This window comes from Nocardioides dilutus (assembly GCF_054779555.1).
The window spans coordinates 109,219-132,455 of record NZ_BAAGYA010000003.1 but is presented as its reverse complement, the minus strand read 5'-3'; the positions used below and the strand labels follow the sequence as shown (position 1 = coordinate 132,455).

The following is a 23,237-nucleotide window of genomic DNA, read 5'->3' as shown; positions in this document are numbered from 1 at the left end:
GTCACTGTAGGGCGCCGCGGAGCCGGGCGTTCTCGTCGCGCAGCCGGTCGACCGAGCGCTCGAGCTCCAGGACCTTCGCGATGCCGGCCAGGTTGAGGCCCTCGGCCAGCAGGTCCCGGATGCGGTGCAGCACCTCGATGTCGGCCGGGCTGTAGAGACGGCTGCCGCCCGAGGAGCGGTCGGGCTCGACCAGGCCGCGCCGCTCGTAGACGCGAAGGTTCTGGATCTGCATGGCGACCATGTCGGCCGCGACGGAGATGGCGAAGACACCGCGGTGGTGCGCGTCCCGGGCCATGGGCACTCTCCCTCCTCTCGGACTTGACATCGGGAATACATGATACCTATAACAGTTGATATAGGTACGGCAACCAAGCCGACCCCATCCACAGAACCAGGAGGACACGCCATGTTGCTGCGCACCACCGACCCGTTCCGCGACTTCGACCGGCTCACGCAGAGCCTGCTAGGCACCACGAGCCGTCCTGCTGTGATGCCGATGGACGCCTGGCGCGAGGGCGACCGGTTCGTCATCGAGTTCGACCTGCCCGGCGTCGCCCAGGAGTCGATCGACCTGGACGTCGAGCGCAACGTGCTCACCGTCCGCGCCGAGCGCCTCGCCCGCAACGGCGACTGGGAGATGCTCGCCTCCGAGCGGCCTCGCGGCGCCTTCAGCCGCCAGCTCGTCCTCGGTGACAACCTCGACCTCGAGCGGATCGAGGCGTCCTACGAGGGCGGGGTCCTGCGCCTGATCGTCCCCGTGGCCGAGAAGGCGAAGCCGCGCAAGATCGAGATCAGCACCGGCTCCAACGAGCGGCAGGCCATCGAGGCCTGACCGGCAGCACCACCACCACACAACCAAGGGGCGGGGCCTACGCGGTCCCCGCCCCTTGTGCTGTCCGGGGCCCCATCCGGACCGGCACAATGACGCCATGGCCGACAGGCTCGGCGTACGACTGCTCGGCCCGTTCCGGCTGGACGGCGTCGACCTCGACGCCCTGCGCAGCCGGCAGTCCCGCACCGTTCTCAAGCGGCTGGCGCTCGCCCGGGGTGCAACGGTGCCGACGGAGAGCCTCGTGGAGGCGGTCTGGGCGACGTCGCGACCGACCATGCCCGAACGCGACGTGCACGTGCTGGTGAGCAGGGCCCGGTCCGTCGTGGGTGCCGACCGGCTGGTACGCCGGGACGGCGGCTACGCGCTGCTGGCGGACTGGTGGGACCTCGCCGAGCTCGAGTCACTGACCCGCGAGGCGGTTCGCCGCGCGGACACGGGCGACCACGCCGGTGCGCGCACGGCCGCGGAGGGCGCTCTGATGCTGGTCCGCGACACGCTGCTCGTGGACGAGCCCGACGCCGAGTGGGCCGAGGAGCCGCGGGCGGCCGCCGCGGCGCTCGTCGCCGAGGCCCGCCGGGTCGCTGCCGGCGCCGCCCTTGCGACCGGCCAGGTCGGCACTGCGGCGGACCATGCCGCGCAGGCGCTCCGGCACGACCCCTACGACGAGGAGGCGGTCCGGACCCTGATGCGGGCCCAGGCCACCGCGGGGCGCCCGGCCTCCGCGCTCGCCGAGTTCGCCCGGTTCCGCGAGCTCCTGGCCGACGAGCTCGGCGTCGACCCGTCCGCGGAGACCCGCGCACTGCACGAGGCGCTGCTCCGTGAGGACCTCGAGGCGCCGACCCCGGTGGCGACCGAGGCCGGCCTGGTGCGCCTGGTGGGCCGCGCCGAGCAGCTGGCGACGTTGGACGCGGAGCTGGCCCGCTCGACAGACCGCGTCCGGGTCGTGCTGCTCACCGGCGAGCCGGGCGCGGGCAAGACGGCCCTCCTGGAGACCTGGGGAGCAACGGCGGCAGCGCGTGGCGTCATCGTGCTGCGCGGTCGCGCCGAGGAGGGCGAGCTCGCCCTCCAGCCGGTGCTGGATGCGCTCGCCGGGAGCCTGGCCGACGTCCTCCTCGACGACGGCGCGCCGGTCGCCGGGACGGCGGTGGGGCTGCCCGGCCCCGGTGCCACCGCCGACGCGATGAGCCTGCGCATGTTCGGCCGCCTCGATGACGCCGTCCGCTCCCTCATCGGGCGCGGCCAGGTCGCGCTGCTGCTGGACAACGGCGACGAGACCGACCCGGTGACCTGGTCGTGGCTCGCGCACCTGCGCCGGCGTGGCGACCCACCGAGCCTGGTCGTCGTCGCGCTCCGCGACCGGGCAGCTGCGACCCTGGCGTCGGACCTGGTCCTGGACGTCCCGCCTCTCGGGCTAGCTGAGGCCGCGGCGCTGGTGGGACCCGAGCGTGCCGAGCAGCTGTGGGCACGAAGCGGGGGCAACGCACTCCTGCTGACCGAGCTCGCACGGGCCGATGCCGAGACCCGGGAGGAGGTCCCGGGTTCGCTCCGGGAGGCGGTGGTGGGGCGGCTCCGGCGGGCGGGCCCGGCAGCGGCCACCCTTCAGACCGCCGCGATCCTGGGCTCGGGGGTCGACCTGGACCTCCTCGCCGCCGTGGCGGGCCTTCCCCCGCTCGACGTGCTCAGCCACCTCGACACCGGCGTCCGCCAAGCCTTCCTCACCGACCGGGGCGGCACGCTGGCCTTCCGCCACGAGCTCGTCCGCCTGGCGGTGGCCGCCGACGCCGGCACCACGCGGCGAGCGTGGGTCCATCGCCGGGCCGCGGAGGTCCTGGGCGCACGACCGGACCCGCACCCGCTGGAGGTCGCGCGGCACGCCCGCGCGTGCGGCGACCGGGCGCTCGCCGCTCGTGGGCTCGCCGAGGCCTCCGAGCTGGCGCTCGCTCGGCTGGACCTGCCCGGGGCGGAGCGCCTGCTCGACGACGCGATCGCTCTCGACGACCGGGCCCCGCTCCGGCTTCGGCGCAGCCGGGTCCGGATGTCGCGCGGCGACCTGGACGGAGCCGATGCGGACGCCGAGCACGCCATGGCCACCGACCAGACCGGCGAGGCGCTGGAGCTCCGCGCCTGGGCCGCCCGCAACCGTCACGACCTCGACGGCGCGGTCCGGCTGGGCCGGGCGGCGGCTGCCGCGGCGTCCGACCCGACGATCCGGGCGAGCAGCCTGATCGCGGTCGCCTTCGGCCACCGCGGCAACGGCGACCTGCGGCAGGCCGACGCGGTGCTGGCGGAGGCGCACGACGCTCCTGCCGAGCTCGGACTGCCGGCCTGGACCGGGGTGCTCCGGGTCCACCAGGGCCGGCCCACGGAGGCGTTGACCACCCTCGAGCCGACGCTCGGCGCGGAAGCTCGTCGCGGCACCCAGGGGTTCTGGGTCGAGCACACCGTGCAGATGACAGCCCACGCCTACGGCCTGCTCGGGCGCAGCGCGGACGCACTGCGGATCCTCGACCGCCTGGAGAGGGAGATCGAGCGACGCGGCACCTCGGTGCGCTACGCCGGAGTGCAGCACACCTACCGCAGCTGGCTGCTGCGCAACCTCGGGGACCCCCGCGCCGAGGAGCTGGCCCGGCAGGGCCTCGAGGTCGCCGGCTCCCAGGAGATCCTGGCCCAGTGCCACCTCGACGTGGCCGACAGCCTGCTCCGGACGGGCGACCTCGCCGCGGCCGCGGAGCGACTGGCCGTGGCGCACGCCGAGTCCGGCACGAGGCGGTTCCACAACAAGTGGCGCTTCGACCAGCGTCGCGGGCTAATCATGGCGCGCCTCGGCCTGGCGGAGCACGACGCCTCGGCGGCGCTCGAGGCCGTGGACCCGGTTGCGGCCGCGGCGCAGGAGCGGGGCGACGCCCGCTACGCCGTGCTCGGTCGTCTCGTCCGCGCGACCGCGCTCGCCCGGCTCGGCGAGTCCGTCGACCTCGAGCAGGTCACCGCGGACCTGGCCACGCTCGAGGACGTGGCGGTTCTCGAAGGCTGGTGGCTCGCCGCGGACCTGGGCGACGCCACCGGGCTGCCTCAGGCCGCAGAGACCGCACACCGGCTCGCGGCCCTGGTGGCCCGCGAGGCCGGCCCCGGCGAGGCGGCGTTCCGCGAGGTGGCCGCCCGGCGCCTCGACTGAGACGAGCTCAGACGACGGCGACCGCCTCGACCACCCGCGGCGCGAACCCGGCTCCGGTCCGGGCGACCGCGTCCACCGCCTCGGCGACGAAGGCCTCCCGCTCCTGAGGGGTCAGCGAGACCGCGAACGCGTTCAGGTGTGGCATCCCCAGCCGGTAGCGGACGACGTCCGCGGCAGTGGCGATCCCCACGTCCACGGCCTCCTCAGTGACGCTCCAGCGCGTGAGGCCCGCGGCCCGCAGCGCCCGCTCGACCGCAGCGACGTCACCGACCGCCTGGGCACACCGCCGGAACTCGACATACCAGGCGGGCTGGACGAACCCGTGCCGCTCGGCGACCTCGTCGATCGCCTCCTTGGCGCCGTCCCGGTGGTTGGAGAACGTCGAGACCACGACGACGCCTCCGCGCCTGGTCACCCGGCGCAGCTCACGCAGCCCGACGACGGGCTCCCGCAGGTGGTTCACCACGAAGGCCGCCACCGCCACGTCGAAGACGTCGGCGCGGAAGGGCAGCTGGGCGACGTCACCGGCCACCGCCGGGCCCGCTCCGGAGACGTACGCCGCCATGTCGACCTCCCGGTCGGCGGAGACGACCCGGGCGCCGCGTGCGGTGAGCTCCCGGCCGGCCACGCCCGACCCGGCGCCGGCGTCGAGGGCGAGGGCGCCGTCGAGCGTCTCCGGCAGGTGGCCGAGGAGGTGTCGGGCGAGCGGCCCGTAGGCGAGCTCGACATCCGCGGCCCAGACCTCCGCGATGCCGGCGTACGCGCCAGGTTCGGTGGTCAGAGCCACCGCGCACCCTCCACTGCCGCCTGCTGCCACCAGTCGAGCTCCTCCTGGTCCCCGACGGCCTTCTCCCACGCGAACACCGTCGCCATGCCGAGCAGGCTCAGCCCGAGCTGACGCTCGAACCAGTCGGCCGTTTCGACCCCCCGGGCCTCGAGGGCCTCGCGGTAGCGGGCGATCGTCGACTCCTTTGTCTCCGGCAGCCGGGCCCGGTTGAGCGAGAGATACCAGGTGAGGTCCCAGCACGGGGCTGCCTGACCCGGATAGGCCTGGTCGATCATGATCGTGCGTCCGTCGGGCCGGTGACCCAGGTTGCCGAGCTTCCAGTCCCCGCCCACGAAGGTCGACGGCGTGGTCGCCAGCGCCTCCGCCAGCCCGGCCGGATCCTCGTGCACCGTCCTGGCGAGGTCGTCGAGCCGGGGCGCCCGCTCGGGGAGCAGCCTCCAGCCCCGCTCGGCGACGGCGATCGGACCCGGCACGTCGTCCGCGTCCAGCTCCGGGGCGATGAGCTCGGGCGAGAAGTAGGTGAAGCGGCGGGCGGGGTCGGCCAGGCCGAGGTCGTCCTGCCACTCCAGGAAGCGCGCGTGCATCGCCGCCATGTGGTCGACGAAGTCCTCGTGGTGCGCCGTCGGCAGCGGCGCGTCACCGCTGGGGACGAGGTCCTCGCCGCAGTCGTCCATCAGGATCGAGAGCCGCGCGGAGGGACCGGTCCCCTCGAGCGCCATGCCGAGGATGGTGTGGTCGATACAGGCCGGGAGCTGGTGATAGATGCCGGCCCCCCACACTTGGAACTCCCAGTTGGTGGTGTTGCCGGTCATCCGCATGATCCAGTCGTCCTCGGCCGTCAGCACCTTCAGGAAGCGCCGCTCGCCGTCGATGGTGAGCCGCTCGAACCGGCCACCGGAGCGGGCGTCGGCGGGCCGCACCTCGACGCGGTCGGCCGCGCCCGCGACGAGCTCGTCCAGCGAGCCGGCCACCCACGGGACGGTCCCGACGAGGTCACCGGACACGGGCCGCCTCCATCTCGGCGAGCAGCGACGCGGGCCAGCGGCCGCCGCAGAAGGCGGTGTCGGCCGCGATCCGGTCGCCGTCCAGGTCGAGCAGGTGGACCTGGTGCGCCGCGTGCGGGACACCGTCCTCGACCCAGCTCAGGTCGAGCTCGACGCACTCGCCGCCCGGCAGCGGGCGACGGACCAGGGTCTCGATGACGATCGGCACGTCGAACCAGTGGGACAGCACCCTCGCGACAGCATCCGCCCCGACGCACTCGAAGCGCCAGTGGGGCACCGTGGCGTCGAGCCGGGCGTCGTCGGTCCACGTGTCGGGCGAGATGCCCCGACCGGCGGCAATCTCCGCCAGGAGCCGGTCCACGGGGTTGATGACGGTCCGGGTGCTGGTCTGGGTGCTGGTCTGGGTGGTGGTCATGCCGACACCATGCTCCGCCGTTCCTGCAGCCACCTTGCAACGCCCTCCCGCTCCGACCCGGCCAGGGTCCTCCACTCTGCGCGCGTGCTGCAAGGGGGCTGCAAGGACACCGGTCGACCCTCATGGGACCGCGTGACCTCCACGCGGACATCGCGACGAGGAGAGACCATGACCACCACAGCAGCCACCGCGGAGCAGAAGAGCTTCGCCACCCCCGACGAGACCCGGACCTTCGAGAACGGTGTCGTCGAGCTGCTCAACATCGGCGACAGCGAGATCGGCCGGCTCACCCTCCAGCCCGGCTGGCGCTGGTCGGACCACGTGAAGCCGATCGCCGGGACCGATCTGTGCGAGGCGCCGCACTTCCAGTACCACGTCCAGGGCACGCTGCGGGTCCGGATGGCCGACGGAACCGAGTTCGACGCCCGCCCCGGCGACGTCACCGCCCTGCCCGAGGGACACGACGCCTGGGTGGTCGGCGACGAGCCGGTGGTGGTCGTCGACTGGTGGGGCGCCTCGAACTACGCGAAGGGCTGAGCCCGACTCTGCCCCGACACTGCGGCGGAACCCCCGTGCTCCTTGCTAGCGTGCCCTGACCCGACTGCCGGGTCGGGTCAGGGCAACGGGAGGGGCCGTGGGCAACGTCAGGGGCGAGGGGCCGGCTGCCCCGTCCGAACCGCCGTCCGCGTCCGGGCCGCCCACCGCCTCCGACCCGCCGTCCCGGTCCGCGGCAGCACCTGCCTCGACCCCCGCCGCTCCACCGCCCGCCCCCGCTGTCGGGGCGACCACCCAGCCGGCTGCGCCGGACGTCGCCGTCCCGGTCGTCCCGCCCCGCCGGCGACGTCGGCTGCGGCGGGCTGCCGCCGCGAACGGCGCCAAGGGCAAGCCCAGGAGCAAGATCCCCTCGGTCGCGGCGACCACCGCGGTCACCGCAGTCATCACCGCCATCGTCGGCGGGATCCTGTCGCAGGACCGCATCGACTCGGTGCTGGGCGACGACGAGCCGAGCGAGAGCAGCAGCACGGAGGCTCCCCCGCTCGACTACAAGCGCGTGACCGAGAGGGTCGGCGCGATCGCCATCGACGTCCCCGAGTCCTGGGGCGCGGTCTATGCCGAGTTCAGCGGCATCGCGGGGGTGGAGGTGGGCACCCCGGGGCTCGGCCTGCGCGCGGGCCCGAACCCGATGGCGGTCCGGTTCGTCAGCGAGGAGACGGTGTGGGTCGGCGCGTCGACCCAGGCCTTCGACGACCTGGGACTGACCGATCTCGACGACGCGGCCTTGGTCGACCTGTTCGAGAACCGGCTGGAGAGCTCGGCGTACCTGCCCGACGCGAAGTGCACCCCCACGAGCAAGCACACCCCGCAGCTCGGCGACCAGTGGGTCGGCGCGGTCCAGGCCTGGCAGGACTGCTCGGCCATCGACGGCTGGCGGGCCGTCGAGGTCGAGATGGTCTCGAGCGACCGCGACGTCTACGTCTACGTGCAGATCGGGCTGGCGCCGTCCACGCCCGACGAGGTGGCCCAGCGGCTGCTCGACTCCCTCGACGTCCTGCCGGCCAAGCTGCCCGTCAGTTGAGGATGCGCAGGTTGGGCGGCACCCCGCCGCCGCGGTGCACCTCTTCGACCAGCTCCTGAAGCGCGGTCAGGGCGACGTTCTGGGACAGCGGTCCGTAGGACGTGCGGGCGACGCCATGTGCTTCCTGCCAGTCACGTGACGGCATCCCCGGGATGCCGATCGTCGTGAGCCGCCGCGGCCCGAACGCGTCGACCAGGGCGAGGATCGCTTGTTCGTCGAGGATCGCCGGGACGAACACGACCGGTGCGCCGGCGTCCAGGTAGGCCTTGCCGCGCTCGATGGCGACGGCGAGCTTCTCGGCCGGGTCGCCCTTGCGGTTGAGGTGGTAGGCATCGGTGCGGGCGTTGAGGACGAAGTCGACGCCCTCCTGCTCGGCCACCTTCATGATGTCCTCGACCTGCTTGGCGGCTTCGGCGACCGGCTTGAGCTGGTCCTCGATGTTGGCGCCCACCACACCCAGCCCGATCGCGCGGCGGACCGTCTCGGTGGCGTTGCCGTAGCCGCCCTCGAGGTCGGCCGTCACCGGCAGGTCCGTCGAGTCGACGATCCGCTTGATCTGCTCCAGATGCAGGTCGAGCGGGATGTTCTCGCCGTCCTCGTAGCCGAAGGCCGCGGCGATCGAGTGGCTCGCAGTGGCCAGGGCCGCGGTGCCCTCGACCGCCGCGACCGTCCTGGCGGTCACCACGTCCCACACGTTGACGAGGGTCAGCAGCTTCTCGTCCTGGTGGAGGCGGAGGAGCTCGGCTCCCTTGGTCTTCGTTGCGTCGTCGGCGGTCACCCGGACAACCTAGGAGATGGGTCCTAGGCGGCTAGGACCATTGCCTCCGCATGACGGTGCTCGCAGCGAACGGGTCGGTCCCGAGGTTGGCGGCCAGGATGCCCTGACCCTCCGGGGAGCCGGTGTAGACGGGGTCGCCGCCACCCACCCAGTGGTCCCAGGCCTTGGCGTACGCCGCCGCGCGCTCGGCGTTGACGCCGAGCACGGTCGGGACGGCGTGATAGACGACGCCGTCGCTCGTGATCCGGCCGAAGCCCGCCCAGAGGGCGGACAAGCGCTCCTGCCAGCGGCCGAGGGCGCCCTTGCGGGCCCGCTTGGTGCGCACCCAGCGAGGGATGAGGTAGCGAGGCAGCGCGATCGGCGAGACCGCCTCCTCGAGCGCGTCGACGAAGATGGCGGCCTCGACCTCCGAGACGTCACGCAGCAGGCAGCGGTACTCCCCCTCGTGGTCGACCACGACCTCCACCGAGTCCGAGCCGCGGCGGGTCAGGCCGGCCCCGAGCAGTCCGTCCGCGACGGCGGAGGCCACCCGGACGACCGACGGTGCAGTCTCGGCGGCCTCGAGTAGGTCCCGGCCACGGGAGAGGTGGCTCCGCACCCGCGCGTACGCCGCGGCGCCACCGACGGCCACGGCCCCGGCCAGGATCGGCAGGCCGCCGGTCAGGAACGAGACCACGCCGGCGACGACGGCGGCGCCGGTGAGCAGTGAGGTCGCCCGGTCGCGGGCCGCGTGCTTGCGGATGCCGCGCAGCTCGGCGGCGTCCGGTCTGAGGACCACCGCGGCCGCCTCGGAGCCCAGCCCGAAGCCGGCCTGGCCCGGCAGCCCGCGCTCCTTGATCCGGATCGTCGGGACGGTCGCGTCGGCGTAGGGCTGCCCGAGCTGCCACTGGTCCCGGATCAGTGCCCGCTGCTCGCTGCGCTGCAGCGCCCGGGCGTTGGCGGCCGCGAACTCGCTCACCGGCGGCGGCACGAACGGCGAGAACGCCGGGTCCAGGTGGGCCACGCCGTCGATGATCTGGCCGTCGGCGTCGAGCCCGAGGAAGCCCTCGTGCTTGCGCACCAGGCGGTCCCAGTCGTTGCCGCCCTTGGGGTGGGTGTCGGTGACGCAGACGAGCGACCAGTTGACCGCCACCTTGTCCGGCCAGTGCGGGTCGGTCCGCAGCGCCCGGCCGCGGGTCTGGACGACGCTGGTGATCGTGGTGACCGCGGTGACGTCGGCGAGGCCGGTGATCCGTCTCGCGTCCCAGCCCTCGCCGAGGAGCGCGCGGGTGCCGACGAGGACCTTGCTGTGGCCGTCCTCGAAGTACGTCGTCACCAGGCCGACCCAGTCGCGGCTCTCCCACGGGCCGACCAGGCTGCTCAGCGTCGTCGAGCCGGCCAGCGGCTCGACCCGCAGCTTGTCTGCCAACGCCCGGTCGGGCAGCCAGGCCTGGAACGCGAGTAGGGTGCCGGGTGCGGCCGCCACGGTCTGGCCGGTGACGAGCATCGGCGCCAGCAGCCCGGTCTCCGCGCCGGCGACCAGCGCGTCGAGCATCGCGTGCGCCGAGCCGGACTGCTGGTCGATGACGCCGGTCAGGTCCGCGGGCAGGGTGGCCCCGGCCCGCTCGTGGTCGCAGAGCACCAGCATCCGCAGACCGTCGCCCAGGTTGCGGTGCTCGGCGCCCACGATGGTCACGACGGCGTCGGTCTTGGCCTCCGACCGGGCGAGCACCCGGTCGACCGGGCTGCGGCCGCGACGGATCCCGCGCTTGGTCCACTGGTAGCCCACCGACGGCAGCGCCCGGCGTACGGACTCGACGACCTGCTCGTCCTCGGGCTTCCCCGTCCTGGTGAGGTGACCGCGGAGCCAGTCGTCGATCAGCAGGCACCAGTCGTCGGCGGTCGGCCGGGCGCGGTCCTCCTCGGCCATCCGGGCGCCCGGCGGCAGCCGGAGCAGGCCGGCGTGGTGGAGGCGCAGCACCGCTCGGCAGACCTCGGGCTGCTCCTTGAGCAGGTTGAACCACGGCACCGTGGTCGCCACGAAGCGGGCGTCGAGCCACTGGAGGAACGGGATGGACCCGAACGCCGGGGCAGTCAGCTGGGTGACCAGTTCCTGGAACCGCGCCGCCTCCTCCGCCAGCCAGTCGGCCTCCTGCGGCGTCGGCGTGGTGAGCCAGGCGAGCTCGACGTACGGCGCCAGGTCGCCGACCTTGACCACGGCCGGGATGCTCGCCCGGTAGAGCGGCGTGCCGAACAGCTGGTCGACCAGCACCGCCTGGTCGGCCGACAGCGCCTCGGGCGGGGTCGCGGTCAGCCCGAGGACCATCGCGTCGGGCAGCTGGTCGAGCAGCTCGCCCAGCAGCCGGCCCCAGACCTCGAGCAGGTGGTGGCACTCGTCGAGGACGAGCAGGAGCGGCCCGGCGGCCTTGAGCTGTTCGACGAAGGCCAGGCCGTTGGGGTGCAGGCGGGTGAGCAGGGGCGGTGAGCCAGGCGCGGTTTCGGAGGGAGGAACCGTGTCTGACGCACCGCCCAGCGGGGCCGCCACCACCGCCTGACCGTCGGGCGGTGCGTCAAGCGCGGTTTCGGAAGGAGCAACCGTGCCTGGCTCACCGCCCGCCCGAGGCAGGCCGTCGTCGTCGACCTCCGCGTCCGGGTCGAACACCGCCAGCGCCTGGTAGGTCAGTGCAGTCACAGCGTGGGCCAGGGACCGGTCGGTCGCGACCTCCAGCCCGAGCTCGCGCGCCGAGCGCTCCCACTGGCCCTGGATCGCGGTGTTGGGCCCGAGCACCACGGCCTTGTCCACGGCGCCGGCGGCCATCCGGTCGCGGATCGTCTCCAGACCGACCAGCGTCTTGCCGGCACCGGGAGGCATGGCGACCCAGGCCCGGCGGTGGCCGGCCGCCCAGGCACCGGCGATGGCGGTGAGCGCCTCCTTCTGGTGGACCCGCAGGGTGAGCCGCGTCGGCGCTGCCGTCATTCCCAGAACACCCGGTCCACGACGGCGTGGGAGATCCGCATGGTCCGCAGCAGGTCGTTGACCATCGCGTCGGTCGCCCCGGCCGGGTAGCCGAGGATCGAGGCGACCGCAGCCCGGTCCCGGATGTCGTGCGGCAGCTGGTCGCTGCCCGAGCCCTTGACCAGGGCGATCGCGTTGCGGGCCCGGCTGACCCTGCGCCAGCCGTCGACCAGCACCGCCGCGTCCGCCGGGTCGAGGAGGCCCGCCTCCTCGGCCGCGGCCAGGGCCTCCAGGGTGCGCGGGGTGCGCAGCCCTGCGATCTCGCCGGAGTGCCGCATCTGCAGCAGCTGGACCGTCCACTCGATGTCCGCGAGGCCGCCGTGGCCGAGCTTGAGGTGGCTCTTGGGGTCGGCGCCGCGGGGCAGCCGCTCCTTGTCGACCCGTGCCTTGATCCGCCGCACCTCGACGACGTCCTCGTCGGAGATGCCGTGCTCGGGGAAGCGGAGCGGGTCGATCAGCTCTTCGAACCGCCGCCGCAGGTCGACGTCGCCGACGACCGCGTCGGCCCGGAGCAGCGCCTGTGCCTCCCACACCTTCGACCACTTGGCGTAGTAGGCGGCGTAGGACTCCAGCGACCGCACCAGCGGACCCTGTTTGCCCTCCGGCCTCAGGTCCGCGTCGACCTCGAGCGCGGGGTCGGGTCCGGGCAGCGACAGCAGCCGCCGCAGCTCGTTGGCCACGGCCTGGGCGTACGTCGCCGCCTCGTGCTGGTCGACGCCGTCCTCGGGGTCGTGGACGAAGAGCACGTCGGCGTCGCTGCCGTAGGACAGCTCGAACCCCCCGTAGCGGCCCATCGCCACGATGGCGACCCGGGTCGGAGCCTGGCCCAGGTCCTTGGCGGCCAGGACGGTCTGGTGGGCGACCGCCAGCGTCGCCTCCAGGGTCGCGTCGGTCAGCCGGGACAGGCCCGCGCCGACGTCCGCGACATCGGTGAGCCCGAGAAGGTCGCCGGCCGCGATCCGGAACAGCTCGCGACGGCGGATGCCGCGGATGGCCCGCGCCGCTTTCTCGTCGTCGTCGTGCCGGCCCCCGGCGGCGAGCATCTCCTCGGTGAGCGCCTCGCCGGGCAGGGGCCGGAGGTCCTCCCCCAGCATCCGGACACCCTGCGGCTCGCTCTCCAGCAGGCTGGTCGCGTAGCGGGACGTGCCGAGGAGAGTGGCCAGACGCTGGGCCACCTCGCCCTCGTCGCGCAGCGTCTTGAGATACCACGGCGTGCGGCCGAGAGACTCGCTGATCCGGCGGAAGCCGAAGAGGCCTGCGTCCGGGTCCGGTGCCTCCGCGAACCAGCCGAGCATTGCCGGCAGCAGCGTCCGCTGGATGTTGGAGGTCCGGGTGACCCCCGCGGTGAGCGCCTCGAGGTGACGCAGCGCGCCCTGCGGGTCGGCGAACCCGAGCGCGGCGAGCCGCTCCCCCGCCGCCTCGGGCGTCAGCCGCGCCTCGGTGCCGGGCAGCCGGGCGACCGCGGAGAGCAGCGGCCGGTAGAACAGTTTCTCGTGCAGCCGGCGGACCTCCCGGCGGTGGTGCTGCCACACCTTGTCGAGGGTGGCGACCGGGTCCTTGGTGTAGCCGAGGCTGCGGCCCAGCCGGCGCAGCGACGGCTCGTCCTCCGGGACCACATGGGTACGCCGCAGCCCGTAGAGCTGGATGCGGTGCTCCAGGGTGCGCAGGAACGCGTAGGCCTCGTGCAGCGCCTCGCCGTCCTCCCGGCCGACGTAGCCCCCGCGGGTCAGCTCGGCGAGCGCGCTGAGCGTCGTCGGCTGCCGGATCCGCTCGTCGGCGCGGCCATGGACCAGCTGCAGCAGCTGGACCGCGAACTCGACGTCGCGCAGTCCGCCCGACCCGAGCTTGAGCTGGCGCTCGGCGTGGTGGGCCGGGATGTGTTCCACCACCCGGCGCCGCATGGCCTGGGTGTCCTCGACGAACCCCTCGCGCTCGGCCGCCGTCCAGATCATCGGGGACACCATCTCGACGTACTGCCTGCCCAGCTCGCGGTCCCCGGCGACCGGGCGAGCCTTCAGCAGCGCCTGGAACTCCCAGGTGCTGGCCCAGCGCTCGTAGTAGCCACGATGGCTGGCCAGCGTGCGGACCAGCAGCCCGGCCTTGCCCTCGGGTCGCAGGTTGGCGTCCACCGGCCAGATCGTGCCCTCGCCGGTGTGGTCGGAGCAGACCTGCATCAGGTGGCTGGCCAGCTGGGTGGCGGCCCGGGCCGCCACCGCGTCCTCCACACCGTCGGTGGGCTCGTAGACGTAGATGACGTCGACGTCGGAGACGTAGTTGAGCTCGTGACCACCGCACTTCCCCATCGCGATCACCGCCAGCCGCGCCGCCGCCGCACTGTCGCCGACCCTCTGCCTGGCGACGGCCAGCGCCGCCTCGAGCGTGCCCGCGGCCAGGTCGGACAGCTCGGCGGCGACGTCGTCGACCGCCAGGGCGTGGGCCAGGTCGCGCGAGGCCAGCCGCAGCAGGACCCGGCGGTACTCCACCCGCAGCGCGTCGACGGCCTCCGCGTCCGGCAGCGTGGCCGTGGGCGCCGGGTCGTGCGGGTCGGCACCGACCGCTTCGAGCAGCCCCTCGCGGACGGCGAACGCCGCCGGCCTGGTCGAGCCCAACGTGGGGTCCGTGAGCTCGCGCCACTGCTCGGGGTGACGGCACAGGTGGTCGGCCAGCGCCTCGCTGGCGCCCAGCACGCACAGCAGCCGCATCGCCGTGCCCTCGTCGTCGGCCACCGCCTGCAGCAGCGCCGGGGCGTCGGGCGCGGCCTCGGCGAGCCGCACCAGCTGGGCCAGCGCCTGGTCCGGGTCCGCGGTCCGGGCCACCAGCGCGACCAGCGGCTCGGCGGCGTCCCCGAGGGCGGCGAGGTGCCGCTGCGCGGCGTCAGCGTCATCGAAGCCGAGCCTGGTCAGGTTGCCCTTGGCGCTGGCGGCCCGGCTCATGGGGCCGGGCGCCGCTGGCTGTGTTGGTGGACCAGCCGGGCGAAGCCCTCGGTGACGGGTCGCCAGGCCGCGTCCAGCTCGGCCCGAGCCGCCTCGAGCTCGGCCAGGACCCGGTCGACGTCGAGGCCGCGGTCGGCCAGGGCGGTGCGCTCGTCGTCGGTCACCCAGGCCCCCACGATCGTCTGGTCGACTTCGGGATGCATCTGCAGGCCCCACGTCGCGAGTCCGTAGCGGGCCGCCTGGACCGTCCCGTCGGGGGTCGCGGCGAGCACGGTCGCGCCGTCGGGCAGCGCGTCGACCACGTCGTAGTTCCACTGCAGCCCGCGCCGGGGGGCCGTTCGGACCAGCGCGAGCAGCGGGTCGGCGGACGCGGACGCGGTCCAGCCCACCTCGAGCAGCCCGATCTGCTGGCCGTGGGGGTTGCGTTTGGACACTCCCCCGAGCGCGGCGGCGACGAGCTGGTGGCCCAGGCAGATGCCCCAGGTCGGCAGCTCGGCCGCGGCCGCGGCACGGATCAGCTCCTTGGTCGGCTGCAGCCACCAGTGGTGTTCGTCGTCGTGGGCACCCATCGCGCCACCGAGCACCAACAGGCCGTCGTACCCCTCGAGGTCGTCGGGCAGTGCGTCGCCGGCGTAGGGGCGGCGGACGTCGAGCAGGCACCCGGCCTCGACCAGCCAGCGGCCGACGTGGCCGGGCGGGCCGTCGGCCTCGTGCTGGACGACCAGCACCCGGGGCGCGGTCATGGCCGCGTCTCCGGGTCGTCGCGGAGGAGCGCCAGCGTCAACAGGACGCCGGCGATCAGGAGGATCACGATGCCGAGATAGCTGGGGACGAAGGCCATCCCCACCGCCGCCACCACGATCCCGGCGGCGATCGCCGCCCGCTTCGCGTTCGCGTCCCGACCCGGGAGAACGCGCAGGGCGACCGCGCTGGTGACGAGCAGGACCACCGCCATGCCGGCGAACACCAGCCCCGTCCGCCGCTGGTCGCCGCCGACGACGCCCACGGCGTACGCCGCCAGCGCCGCCAGCAGCGCGCCGATGACGAAGACCACCCGGAGCATCAGGCGCAGCCGCTGCTCGCGGTCGGAGCTGTAGATCGCAGTCACGGAGGTCGGTCGGTGGCGTGTCAGAGGACCGGCAGCATCCGGTCGCGCTCGAACGCCGACACCTGACCGCGGTATTCGTCCCACTCCGCCCGCTTGTTGCGCAGGAAGAAGTCGAAGACGTGCTCACCCAGCGTCTCGGCGAGCAGCTCGGACCGCTCCGCGATCTCGATGGCCTCGTTGAGGCTCTTGGGCAGCGGCTCGATCCCGAGGCTGGTGCGCTCCCGCTCGGTCAGCGACCACACGTCGTCCTCGGCCTCGCGCGGCAGGTCGAGGCCCTGCTCGATGCCCTTCATGCCGGCGGCCAGGACGACAGCGAAGGCGAGGTAGGGGTTGCACGCCGCGTCGACGGTGCGCAGCTCGACCCGGGTCGACTGGCCCTTGAGCGGCTTGTACATCGGCACCCGGATCATCGCGGAGCGGTTGTTGTGGCCCCAGCAGATGTAGGACGGCGCCTCGCCGCCGAACATGAGCCTCTTGTAGCTGTTGACCCACTGGTTGGTCACAACGCTCATCTCGGGTGCGTGCGCCAGCACCCCGGCGATGAACTGCCGGCCGGTCTTGGACAGCTGGTATTCCGAGCCGGCCTCGTAGAACGCGTTCTGGTCGCCCTCGAACAGCGACACGTGGGTGTGCATGCCCGAGCCGGGGTGGGTCGTGTAGGGCTTGGGCATGAACGTCGCCCAGATGCCCTGGCTGAGCGCCACCTCGCGGATCACCGTCCGGAACGTCATCACGTTGTCGGCGGTCGACAGCGCGTCGGCGTAGCGCAGGTCGATCTCCTGCTGCCCCGGCCCGCCCTCGTGGTGGCTGAACTCAACGGAGATGCCCATCGACTCGAGCTGGGTGATCGCCTCGCGCCGGAAGTCGGCGCCCATGGACTGCGCGGTGTGGTCGAAGTAGCCGCTGCGATCGACAGGGACGGGCTCCACGCCCAGCTCCGGGGCGTTCTTGAACAGGTAGAACTCGATCTCGGGGTGGGTGTAGAAGGTGAAGCCCTTGTCGGCGGCCGCGGACAGCGTGCGCTTGAGGACGAAGCGCGGGTCGGCGTAGGACGGGCTCCCGTCCGGCATCACGATGTCGCAGAACATCCGCGCGGTCGACGGACCCTCACCCCGCCACGGCAGGATCTGGAACGTCGACGGGTCGGGCTTGGCGAGCATGTCGGACTCGTAGACGCGGGCGAAGCCCTCGATCGCCGAGCCGTCGAACCCTATGCCCTCGGCGAAGGCGCCCTCCAGCTCGGCCGGCGCCACCGCCACCGACTTGAGGAACCCCAGCACGTCGGTGAACCACAGCCGCACGAACCGGACATCCCGCTCCTCGAGTGCCCGGAGCACGAAGTCTTCCTGCTTGCCCATGGCGGCCAGCCTAGGGCGCGACGGCCGGCGGGCGTCGAGACCCACCAAATGGCTGTCCTCGCGGCCTCGGGACGACCAATCCGTGAGTCTCGACGACGGACGGTCAGCCGGTGGGCACGTTGTCCAGGTCTGCCAGCCACGCCGCGGGGCTCGCGTCGGAGGGCATCCGCCAGTCGCCGCGAGGTGACATGGTGCCGCCGGCCGCCACCTTGGGCCCGTTGGGCAGCGCTGAGCGCTTGAACTGGTTGGCGAAGAACCGCCGGACGAACACCTCCAGCCAGTGGCGCACCTCGCCGAGGTCGTAGGCCACGCGACGCGACTCGGGGAAGGCCGGCGGCCAGTCGCCGGCCGCCGCGTCCCGCCACGCGTGCCAGGCGAGGAACGCGATCCGGGTCGGCCGCGCGCCCCGGCGGAGGACGTGGAAGAGCGTGAAGTCCTGGAGGTTGTAGGGGCCCACGGACATCTCGGTCGACTGCGGCAGCTCGTCCTCGCGGGTCGGGATCAGCTCGGGGGTGATCTCCTGCTCGACGATCTCCCGCAGCAACGCGTTGGTGTCCTCGTCGAACTCGCCGTGGCCCGCGACCCAGCGGATCAGGTGCTGCACCAGGGTCTTCGGCACGCCCGCGTTGACGTTGTAGTGCGACATCTGGTCGCCCACGCCGTAGGTGCACCAGCCCAGCGCCAGCTCGGACAGGTCGCCGGTGCCGACCACGATGCCGCCGCGGTGGTTGGCGAGCCGGAACAGGTAGTCGTAGCGCAGGCCGGCCTGGACGTTCTCGAAGGTGACGTCGTAGACCTCCCTGCCGTCCGCGAAGGGGTGGTCGATGTCGGTCAGCATCTGCCGCGCCGAGGCGGTGATGTCGATCTCCTCGAACGTCACCCCCAGCGACTTGGCCAGCCGGGTGGCGTACGAGCGGGTGGTGTCCCCCGTCGCGAAGCCCGGCATCGAGAACGCGTGGATGTCGCTGCGCGGACGGCCCAGCCGGTCCATGGCCCGCGCGGAGACGATCAGAGCGTGGGTCGAGTCGAGCCCGCCGCTGACCCCGATCACCACCTTGGGCTCGCCGATGTACGACAGCCGCTGCTCGAGCCCGGAGACCTGGATGTTGTAGGCCTCGTAGCAGTCGAGGGCCAGCCGCTCCGGGTCGTCGGGCACGAACGGGAACCGGTCGACCTTGCGGCGCAGCCCGATGTCGCCGCTGGGCGGCTGGAGCTCGAGCTCGACGGTGCGGAACTCCCGGACCCGGCCGTCGTGCGTCCGCCGGTTGTCGTCGAAGGTGCCCTGGCGGATCCGCTCCTGCCGGATGCGTTCCAGGTCCACGTCGGCCACGGTCATCCGCGCGCTCTCGGGGAACCGGTCGCCCTCGGCGAGCAGGTCGCCGCACTCGTAGACCATGGTCTGGCCGTCCCAGGAGAGGTCGGTCGTCGACTCGCCCTGGCCGGCGGCGGCGAAGACGTACGCCGCGCTGCAGCGCGCGCTGGCGCTGCGCACCAGCAGGGTGCGGTCCTCGGCGCGAGAGATGGTGATGGGGCTGCCCGACAGATTGGCGAGCACGGTCGCGCCGGCGAGCGAGGCCTCGGCGCTGGGCGGGATGGGCACCCACATGTCCTCGCAGACCTCCACGTGGAGGGCGAGGTCGGGAACGTCGGTGGCCCGGAAGATCAGGTCGGGCCCGAACGGCACCGTCTGACCCGCCAACGTGATCGACCGCCCGCGGTGGTCGTCGCCGGGCGCGAACCAGCGCCGCTCGTAGAACTCCCGGTAGGTCGGCAGGTATGACTTCGGCGCGACGCCGAGGACCCGCCCGCGGTGGACGATCACCGCGCAGTTGAGCACCCGGGTGCCGAACACCAGCGGCGCCCCCACGACCAGCACCGGTCGCAGGTCCGCCGACGCGGCCACCACGTCGTCGATGGCCCGGAGCGTGGCGTCGAGCAGCGTGTCCTGGAGGAACAGGTCGTCGATGGCGTAGCCGGTCAGGCACAGCTCCGGGAACACCGCGACGGCGACGCCGTCCTCGTGGGCCTCCTGGGCCATCGCCACGACCTGCGCCGCGTTGGCCGCGGGATCGGCGACCGTCACCGGCAGCGTGCACGCCGCGACCCGCGCGAACCCGTGCGCGTACGCCGAGTAGAAGTCCACGTGGCGAGTCTAGGAGGCCAGGGTCTCAGCGGAGGCTTCGATGAGTTCGTGACGCTCGCCCGGTCGAAACGGCATGAGCATCGAGGGCGGCACCATCAACCCCTGCCTCTGGTTCGACAGCGAGCTCGAGGAAGCCGCGGAGTTCTACACCAAGATCTTCCCGAACTCCTCGATCGGCCACCTGACCCGCTACACCGACGCCGGGCCAGGTGAGCCGGGCTCGGTGATGGCTGGTGAGTTCACCATCGACGGCCTGACGTTCCGCGGCATCAACGGCGGCCCGGAGTTCCGCTTCACCGAGGCCATCTCGTTCTCCGTCAACTGTCGCGACCAGGCCGAGGTCGACCACTACTGGCACAGCCTGCTGGCCGGCGGCGGCGAGGAGTCGGTGTGCGGGTGGCTGAAGGACAGGTTCGGCCTCTCCTGGCAGGTCGTCCCGACCCGCCTCTACGAGCTGATCTCCGACCCCGACCCGGCGCGCGCCCGGGCCGCCACCCAGGCGATGTTCGGCCAGCGCAAGATCGTCATCGCCGAGCTCGAGGCGGCCGCCGACCACGTGTGACCCGGCTTGGTCGGCGTCCGGGGGACACTGAACCGACCTCCGTGGCCATCCGTGTCATGGGGTGGAGGTGTCATGCCCGAGGACCCGACGGCGCTCATGCAACAGATGCACGACGAGTACGCCGCTGCACTGTGGGGGTTCTGCCTGCACCTGACCGGCGACCCGGTGCGCGCCGAGGACGTCGCCCAGGAGACCCTGCTCCGCGCGTGGCAGAACCTCCCGGCGCTGGACCAGTCGCGGGGCTCGGTGCGCTCGTGGCTGTTCACGGTGGCGCGCAACATCGTCATCGACGAGTGGCGCAGCAAGCGCTCGCAGAACGAGCGCGCGGTGGCCGAGGTGCCCGAGGAGGGTGACCCCGTCGACCAGACAGACCAGCTGCTCCAGTCGTGGGTGGTCGCCGAGGCCGTCACCCAGCTCTCCGCCGAGCACCGCGCCGTGCTCCTCGAGTGCTACTACCGCGGTTGCTCGGTCGCCGAGGCCGCGCGCCGCCTCGGGGTGCCCGAGGGCACCGTGAAGTCCCGCACCCACTACGCGCTGCGCGCCCTGCGCCTCGCCCTGCAGGAGATGGGGGTGGCGTCGTGACCGAGCTCGACATCACCACCGCCTGTCCGCACGCCCACGAGGACGCGGCCTACGTCCTCGGCGCCTTGTCCCCCGAGGAGCGGGTCGCCTTCGAGCGCCACCTGCCCACGTGTCGCGACTGCGCGCAGGCCGTACGCGAGCTGGCCGGCATTCCCGGCCTCCTGGCCCGCGTGCCGGTCGAGATCCTCGACCCCGGCCAGCTGCCTCACCCGGTCCCGGACACCCTGCTGCCGGGGCTGGTGCGGCGCGCACGACGCACGCAGCGCCGTCGGACCTGGGTGACCGCCGGGCTGGTCGGGGTCGCCGCAGCGGCCACGGTGGCCGCGGTCGGCTTCGCCACGGTCGGCGCCGACGACTCCCCGCCGAGCGCAGCGCCGACCCCGGAGCCGACCGTGACGGCGACCTCGACCGCGCCCTCGGCCGCACCCTCGACCGCGCCACCGGAAGCGATGCGCCCGGTCGGCAACGTGCCGATCTCCGGATGGGTGTCGCTGACCCAGGTCAGCTGGGGCACCCGCCTGGACCTGACGTGCCGCTATGCGGAGCAGGACAGCGACTACGCCGACCCGCGCTGGTCGACGTACACGATGCTGGTGCACACGGCCGATGGAACCGTCGAGCAGGTCGCCTCCTGGAAGGCACTGCCCGGCCGGACGGTGCAGGTCACGGGCGCGAGCTCGGCCGACCGCGACGACATCGTGTCGGTCGAGGTCCAGACCTCCACGGGCCAACAGGTCCTCGTGCTCAGCTGAAGGCCTCGAGGAAGCGGTCGCGGAAGACGTCCATCCGCCAGACCGGTGCCTCGGGGGGCGGGAGCAGGCCGTCGTGCCATCCCCAGCCGGAGATCCGGTCCAGCACCGCCGGGTCCTGGGCGATCACGGTCACCGGGACGTCACGGCCGGCGTCCTGGCCACTGACGTAGGAGTGCGGCTGGTGGTCCCCGAGCACGACCAGGACCAGGTCGGGGTCCGGGTAGGTGGCGAGGTAGGAGGTCAGGGTGTCGAGGGAGTACTCGATCGACTCGCCGTAGACCTTCTTGACCGCCTCCGGGTCGCTGAACACCTCCTTCGATGTCGGCCCCCGCTCCGGCATGCCGTCGAAGACCGAGCCGTCCCCGACCTCGTCCCAACCGACCTGCTCGGGCAGCGGGGTCCACGGATGGTGGCTCGAGATCAGGTCGATCTCGGCCATCACCGGTGGCCGGTCCGTCGGGGCCAGCTCGCGACGGTGGAAGTCGGCGAGCGTGTACTGGTCGGGCATCGGGGCGTAGCCGAACTCCGGTCCCTGGTAGCCGACGTTGCGGGAGTCGTAGTAGGCGTCGAACCGATAGAAGTCCTTGCCCTCGGGCCAGTCCTCGGTGTTCGCGGGAACGTCGAACGCGGTGCGCCAGCCCGCTCGCCCGAACGCGTCGGTCAGCGTCAGCCGGTCCTCGACGAAGAGCTGTCGGTAGCGCCGCTCGCTGTCCACCCACAGCCCGGACTGCAAGGTGGCATGAGCGAGCCAGCTGCCCGCGCCGAAGGTGGGCGAGGTGAGGAACGCGCTGCGCGAGGAGTAGCCGGCCGCGCGCAGCCGCCGGTCACCGCGCTCGAGGACGTTCACCACCCCGGGCGCGAACGACGAGTCCTGCACCGCGACCCGGCCATAGCTCTCGACGAACACGAGAAGCACGTCCTTGCCCTCGAGGCCGGCGAGCAGGGCGTCGTCGGGCAGCCCGCCGTAGGCGTCGTGCCCGATCTCCCGGGCGAACCGACGATGGTCGGCAAGGCCGCTGCGCACCAGCTTGACCTCGTCGAGGGTCAACGTCGCGGAGCTCGCCGAGGCGACCGGCGCGCCGTCGAGCGCCTCGACCCCGGTCGCGAAGAACAGCAGCCAGGCCAGCCCGACCGCGACGGCCGCCGGCACCGACAGCCGCAGGCGGCCGACGGCGACCCGGGTCAACCGCAGCACCGCGAGCGGGAGGCCGACCAGCGTGGCCAACGCGAGCAGCGCTGCACCCACCGCGACTGCGCGGGCCCAACCGTCCCCGATCGAGTCGCCGAGCACACCGACACCTGGGCCGAGGTAGGCCCAGTCCCCCACCGGGTCGAACCGTCGGTCGAAGACGGCCCCGAAGCCCAGGTCGAGCACCTTGACCAGCAGCAGCAGAGCGATGACGAAACCGACCCCGAGAGCGGCGGCGGTGCGCACCCGCGGCCACGGCACCAGCGCCAGACCGGCGAACACGACGATCTCCAGCGGCAGCTGGAGCACCGCACGCCAGCTCACCCGGTCCACGTCGGCCGGCGCGACCAGGGCCAGCCACACGAGGGCGAACGCCAGCACCGTGAGCGCGACGGAGCCCACGCGGCGCAGCCGGCTCGGCTCAGCCACGGCTGCCTCCGAGCATCGGTACGGCGGACCGGGCCCGGGCACCGACCCGCCAACGGTCCACGGCCTCGTGGGCGAACGACTCGGCCAGGAGCACAGCCACCAGCACGAGCGCTGCCGTCTCCACGGCGAACGGCAGGAGTCCGATCGCAGCGACCGCGAGCACGGTGCCCACCGACGCGGCGACCACCTTGCACCACGGCCGCGGGGGCGGCTCGTGCTGGAGGCGCGGGACGAGGTGGACCACGACGGCGAAGACGTATCTCACCAGGCCCAGACCGAGCACCCAGGCTCCGTGGTCGGTCGCGACGACGGCGCTGAGCACGAGGATGAGGAACGCGTCCGCCTCCATGTCGAGGCGGGCGCCGAACGGGGAGGCGGTCCCCGTCGCACGCGCGATCCGGCCGTCGACGAAGTCGCTGAGCAGAGCGGTGACCAGCACGGCCGCCAGCGCGGTCCGCGGCGCGTCGACGGCGGCGAACACCGCGACGAGCCCGGCGAGGAGGATCCGACAGCCGGTGACGACGTCGGCCGCGGAGCCGCGACCACCTCGTCGTGGCCCGCGTTGAACCCGATGCACCGCGCCTCCGTGTCTTGGGGTGTCAGGGGCAATACGGGCATCGAC

General features: G+C 73.1%; 20 protein-coding genes. 7 read left to right on the top strand and 13 right to left on the bottom strand.

Going from position 1 to position 23,237, the window contains the following annotated elements:
• Position 1 precedes the first annotated feature (1 nt).
• On the bottom strand, positions 2-295 hold the full coding sequence (locus tag ACYVC6_RS16385; RefSeq protein WP_460715493.1) for a MerR family transcriptional regulator: 294 nt from the start codon (positions 293-295) through the stop codon (positions 2-4).
• 111 nt (positions 296-406) lie between these two features.
• Between ACYVC6_RS16385 and ACYVC6_RS16380 the strand changes: the two genes are divergently transcribed.
• Both ACYVC6_RS16380 and ACYVC6_RS16375 read left to right on the top strand, forming a co-directional pair.
• Positions 407-832: an Hsp20/alpha crystallin family protein gene (locus tag ACYVC6_RS16380; RefSeq protein WP_460715492.1), complete on the top strand. Its 426-nt coding sequence runs from the start codon at positions 407-409 to the stop codon at positions 830-832.
• Between the two features lie 97 nt (positions 833-929).
• Complete coding sequence (locus tag ACYVC6_RS16375; RefSeq protein WP_460715491.1) at positions 930-4,004, top strand: ATP-binding protein; 3,075 nt, start codon at positions 930-932, stop codon at positions 4,002-4,004.
• Positions 4,005-4,011: 7 nt separating this feature from the next.
• On the opposite strand, the gene ACYVC6_RS16370 is transcribed toward ACYVC6_RS16375, so the two are convergent.
• Genes ACYVC6_RS16370 through ACYVC6_RS16360 form a run of 3 tightly spaced genes read right to left on the bottom strand, consistent with a single transcriptional unit; the run spans position 4,012 to position 6,210 of the window.
• Positions 4,012-4,791, bottom strand: a complete 780-nt coding sequence (locus ACYVC6_RS16370) for a class I SAM-dependent methyltransferase (RefSeq protein WP_460715490.1) — start codon at positions 4,789-4,791, stop codon at positions 4,012-4,014.
• On the bottom strand, positions 4,782-5,795 hold the full coding sequence (locus ACYVC6_RS16365) for a hypothetical protein (protein WP_460715489.1): 1,014 nt from the start codon (positions 5,793-5,795) through the stop codon (positions 4,782-4,784). The genes ACYVC6_RS16370 and ACYVC6_RS16365 overlap by 10 nt, the downstream gene beginning before the upstream one ends.
• Positions 5,785-6,210, bottom strand: a complete 426-nt coding sequence (locus tag ACYVC6_RS16360) for a hypothetical protein (RefSeq protein WP_460715488.1) — start codon at positions 6,208-6,210, stop codon at positions 5,785-5,787. The genes ACYVC6_RS16365 and ACYVC6_RS16360 overlap by 11 nt, the downstream gene beginning before the upstream one ends.
• Before the next feature lie 168 nt (positions 6,211-6,378).
• Here ACYVC6_RS16360 and ACYVC6_RS16355 point away from each other — a divergent pair, with 168 nt between their 5' ends.
• Positions 6,379-6,747, top strand: a complete 369-nt coding sequence (locus tag ACYVC6_RS16355) for a cupin domain-containing protein (protein WP_460715487.1) — start codon at positions 6,379-6,381, stop codon at positions 6,745-6,747.
• A 97-nt stretch (positions 6,748-6,844) separates the two neighbouring features.
• The gene (locus tag ACYVC6_RS16350) at positions 6,845-7,786 is read left to right on the top strand and encodes a hypothetical protein (protein WP_460715486.1); all 942 of its coding nucleotides are present in this window, start codon (positions 6,845-6,847) and stop codon (positions 7,784-7,786) included.
• On the opposite strand, the gene ACYVC6_RS16345 is transcribed toward ACYVC6_RS16350, so the two are convergent.
• The 7 genes from ACYVC6_RS16345 to ACYVC6_RS16315 form a co-directional block, all read right to left on the bottom strand.
• Positions 7,779-8,564, bottom strand: coding sequence for an isocitrate lyase/PEP mutase family protein (locus ACYVC6_RS16345; RefSeq protein WP_460715485.1), 786 nt, complete (start codon positions 8,562-8,564; stop codon positions 7,779-7,781). The two genes, ACYVC6_RS16350 and ACYVC6_RS16345, sit on opposite strands and share 8 nt — an antisense overlap.
• A gap of 31 nt (positions 8,565-8,595) precedes the next feature.
• Positions 8,596-11,520 (bottom strand): DEAD/DEAH box helicase family protein, encoded by a 2,925-nt coding sequence (locus ACYVC6_RS16340; RefSeq protein ID WP_460715484.1) that lies wholly within the window; start codon positions 11,518-11,520, stop codon positions 8,596-8,598.
• A complete protein-coding gene (locus ACYVC6_RS16335; RefSeq protein ID WP_460715483.1) occupies positions 11,517-14,492 on the bottom strand; it encodes a bifunctional [glutamine synthetase] adenylyltransferase/[glutamine synthetase]-adenylyl-L-tyrosine phosphorylase in 2,976 nt (991 codons plus the stop codon). The genes ACYVC6_RS16340 and ACYVC6_RS16335 overlap by 4 nt, the downstream gene beginning before the upstream one ends.
• Entirely contained in the window at positions 14,489-15,235 is a 747-nt protein-coding gene (locus ACYVC6_RS16330; protein WP_460715482.1) for a type 1 glutamine amidotransferase, read from the bottom strand. Before ACYVC6_RS16330 ends, ACYVC6_RS16335 begins: the two co-directional genes overlap by 4 nt.
• Positions 15,232-15,600, bottom strand: a complete 369-nt coding sequence (locus ACYVC6_RS16325) for a hypothetical protein (RefSeq protein ID WP_460715481.1) — start codon at positions 15,598-15,600, stop codon at positions 15,232-15,234. Before ACYVC6_RS16325 ends, ACYVC6_RS16330 begins: the two co-directional genes overlap by 4 nt.
• 20 nt (positions 15,601-15,620) lie before the next feature.
• A complete protein-coding gene (gene glnA / locus ACYVC6_RS16320; RefSeq protein WP_460715480.1) occupies positions 15,621-16,958 on the bottom strand; it encodes a type I glutamate--ammonia ligase in 1,338 nt (445 codons plus the stop codon).
• A gap of 103 nt (positions 16,959-17,061) precedes the next feature.
• Positions 17,062-19,101, bottom strand: a complete 2,040-nt coding sequence (locus ACYVC6_RS16315; protein WP_460715479.1) for an NAD(+) synthase — start codon at positions 19,099-19,101, stop codon at positions 17,062-17,064.
• A gap of 73 nt (positions 19,102-19,174) precedes the next feature.
• Between ACYVC6_RS16315 and ACYVC6_RS16310 the strand changes: the two genes are divergently transcribed.
• The 3 genes from ACYVC6_RS16310 (at position 19,175) to ACYVC6_RS16300 (ending at position 20,997) form a co-directional block, all read left to right on the top strand.
• A complete protein-coding gene (locus ACYVC6_RS16310; RefSeq protein ID WP_460715477.1) occupies positions 19,175-19,663 on the top strand; it encodes a VOC family protein in 489 nt (162 codons plus the stop codon).
• Positions 19,664-19,735: 72 nt separating this feature from the next.
• Positions 19,736-20,245, top strand: a complete 510-nt coding sequence (locus ACYVC6_RS16305) for a sigma-70 family RNA polymerase sigma factor (RefSeq protein WP_460715476.1) — start codon at positions 19,736-19,738, stop codon at positions 20,243-20,245.
• On the top strand, positions 20,242-20,997 hold the full coding sequence (locus tag ACYVC6_RS16300) for an anti-sigma factor family protein (protein ID WP_460715475.1): 756 nt from the start codon (positions 20,242-20,244) through the stop codon (positions 20,995-20,997). The genes ACYVC6_RS16305 and ACYVC6_RS16300 overlap by 4 nt, the downstream gene beginning before the upstream one ends.
• On the opposite strand, the gene ACYVC6_RS16295 is transcribed toward ACYVC6_RS16300, so the two are convergent.
• Both ACYVC6_RS16295 and ACYVC6_RS16290 read right to left on the bottom strand, forming a co-directional pair.
• The gene (locus ACYVC6_RS16295; protein ID WP_460715473.1) at positions 20,990-22,615 is read right to left on the bottom strand and encodes an alkaline phosphatase family protein; all 1,626 of its coding nucleotides are present in this window, start codon (positions 22,613-22,615) and stop codon (positions 20,990-20,992) included. The two genes, ACYVC6_RS16300 and ACYVC6_RS16295, sit on opposite strands and share 8 nt — an antisense overlap.
• Positions 22,608-23,192 (bottom strand): CDP-alcohol phosphatidyltransferase family protein, encoded by a 585-nt coding sequence (locus tag ACYVC6_RS16290; RefSeq protein ID WP_460715472.1) that lies wholly within the window; start codon positions 23,190-23,192, stop codon positions 22,608-22,610. The genes ACYVC6_RS16295 and ACYVC6_RS16290 overlap by 8 nt, the downstream gene beginning before the upstream one ends.
• Positions 23,193-23,237: the final 45 nt, after the last annotated feature.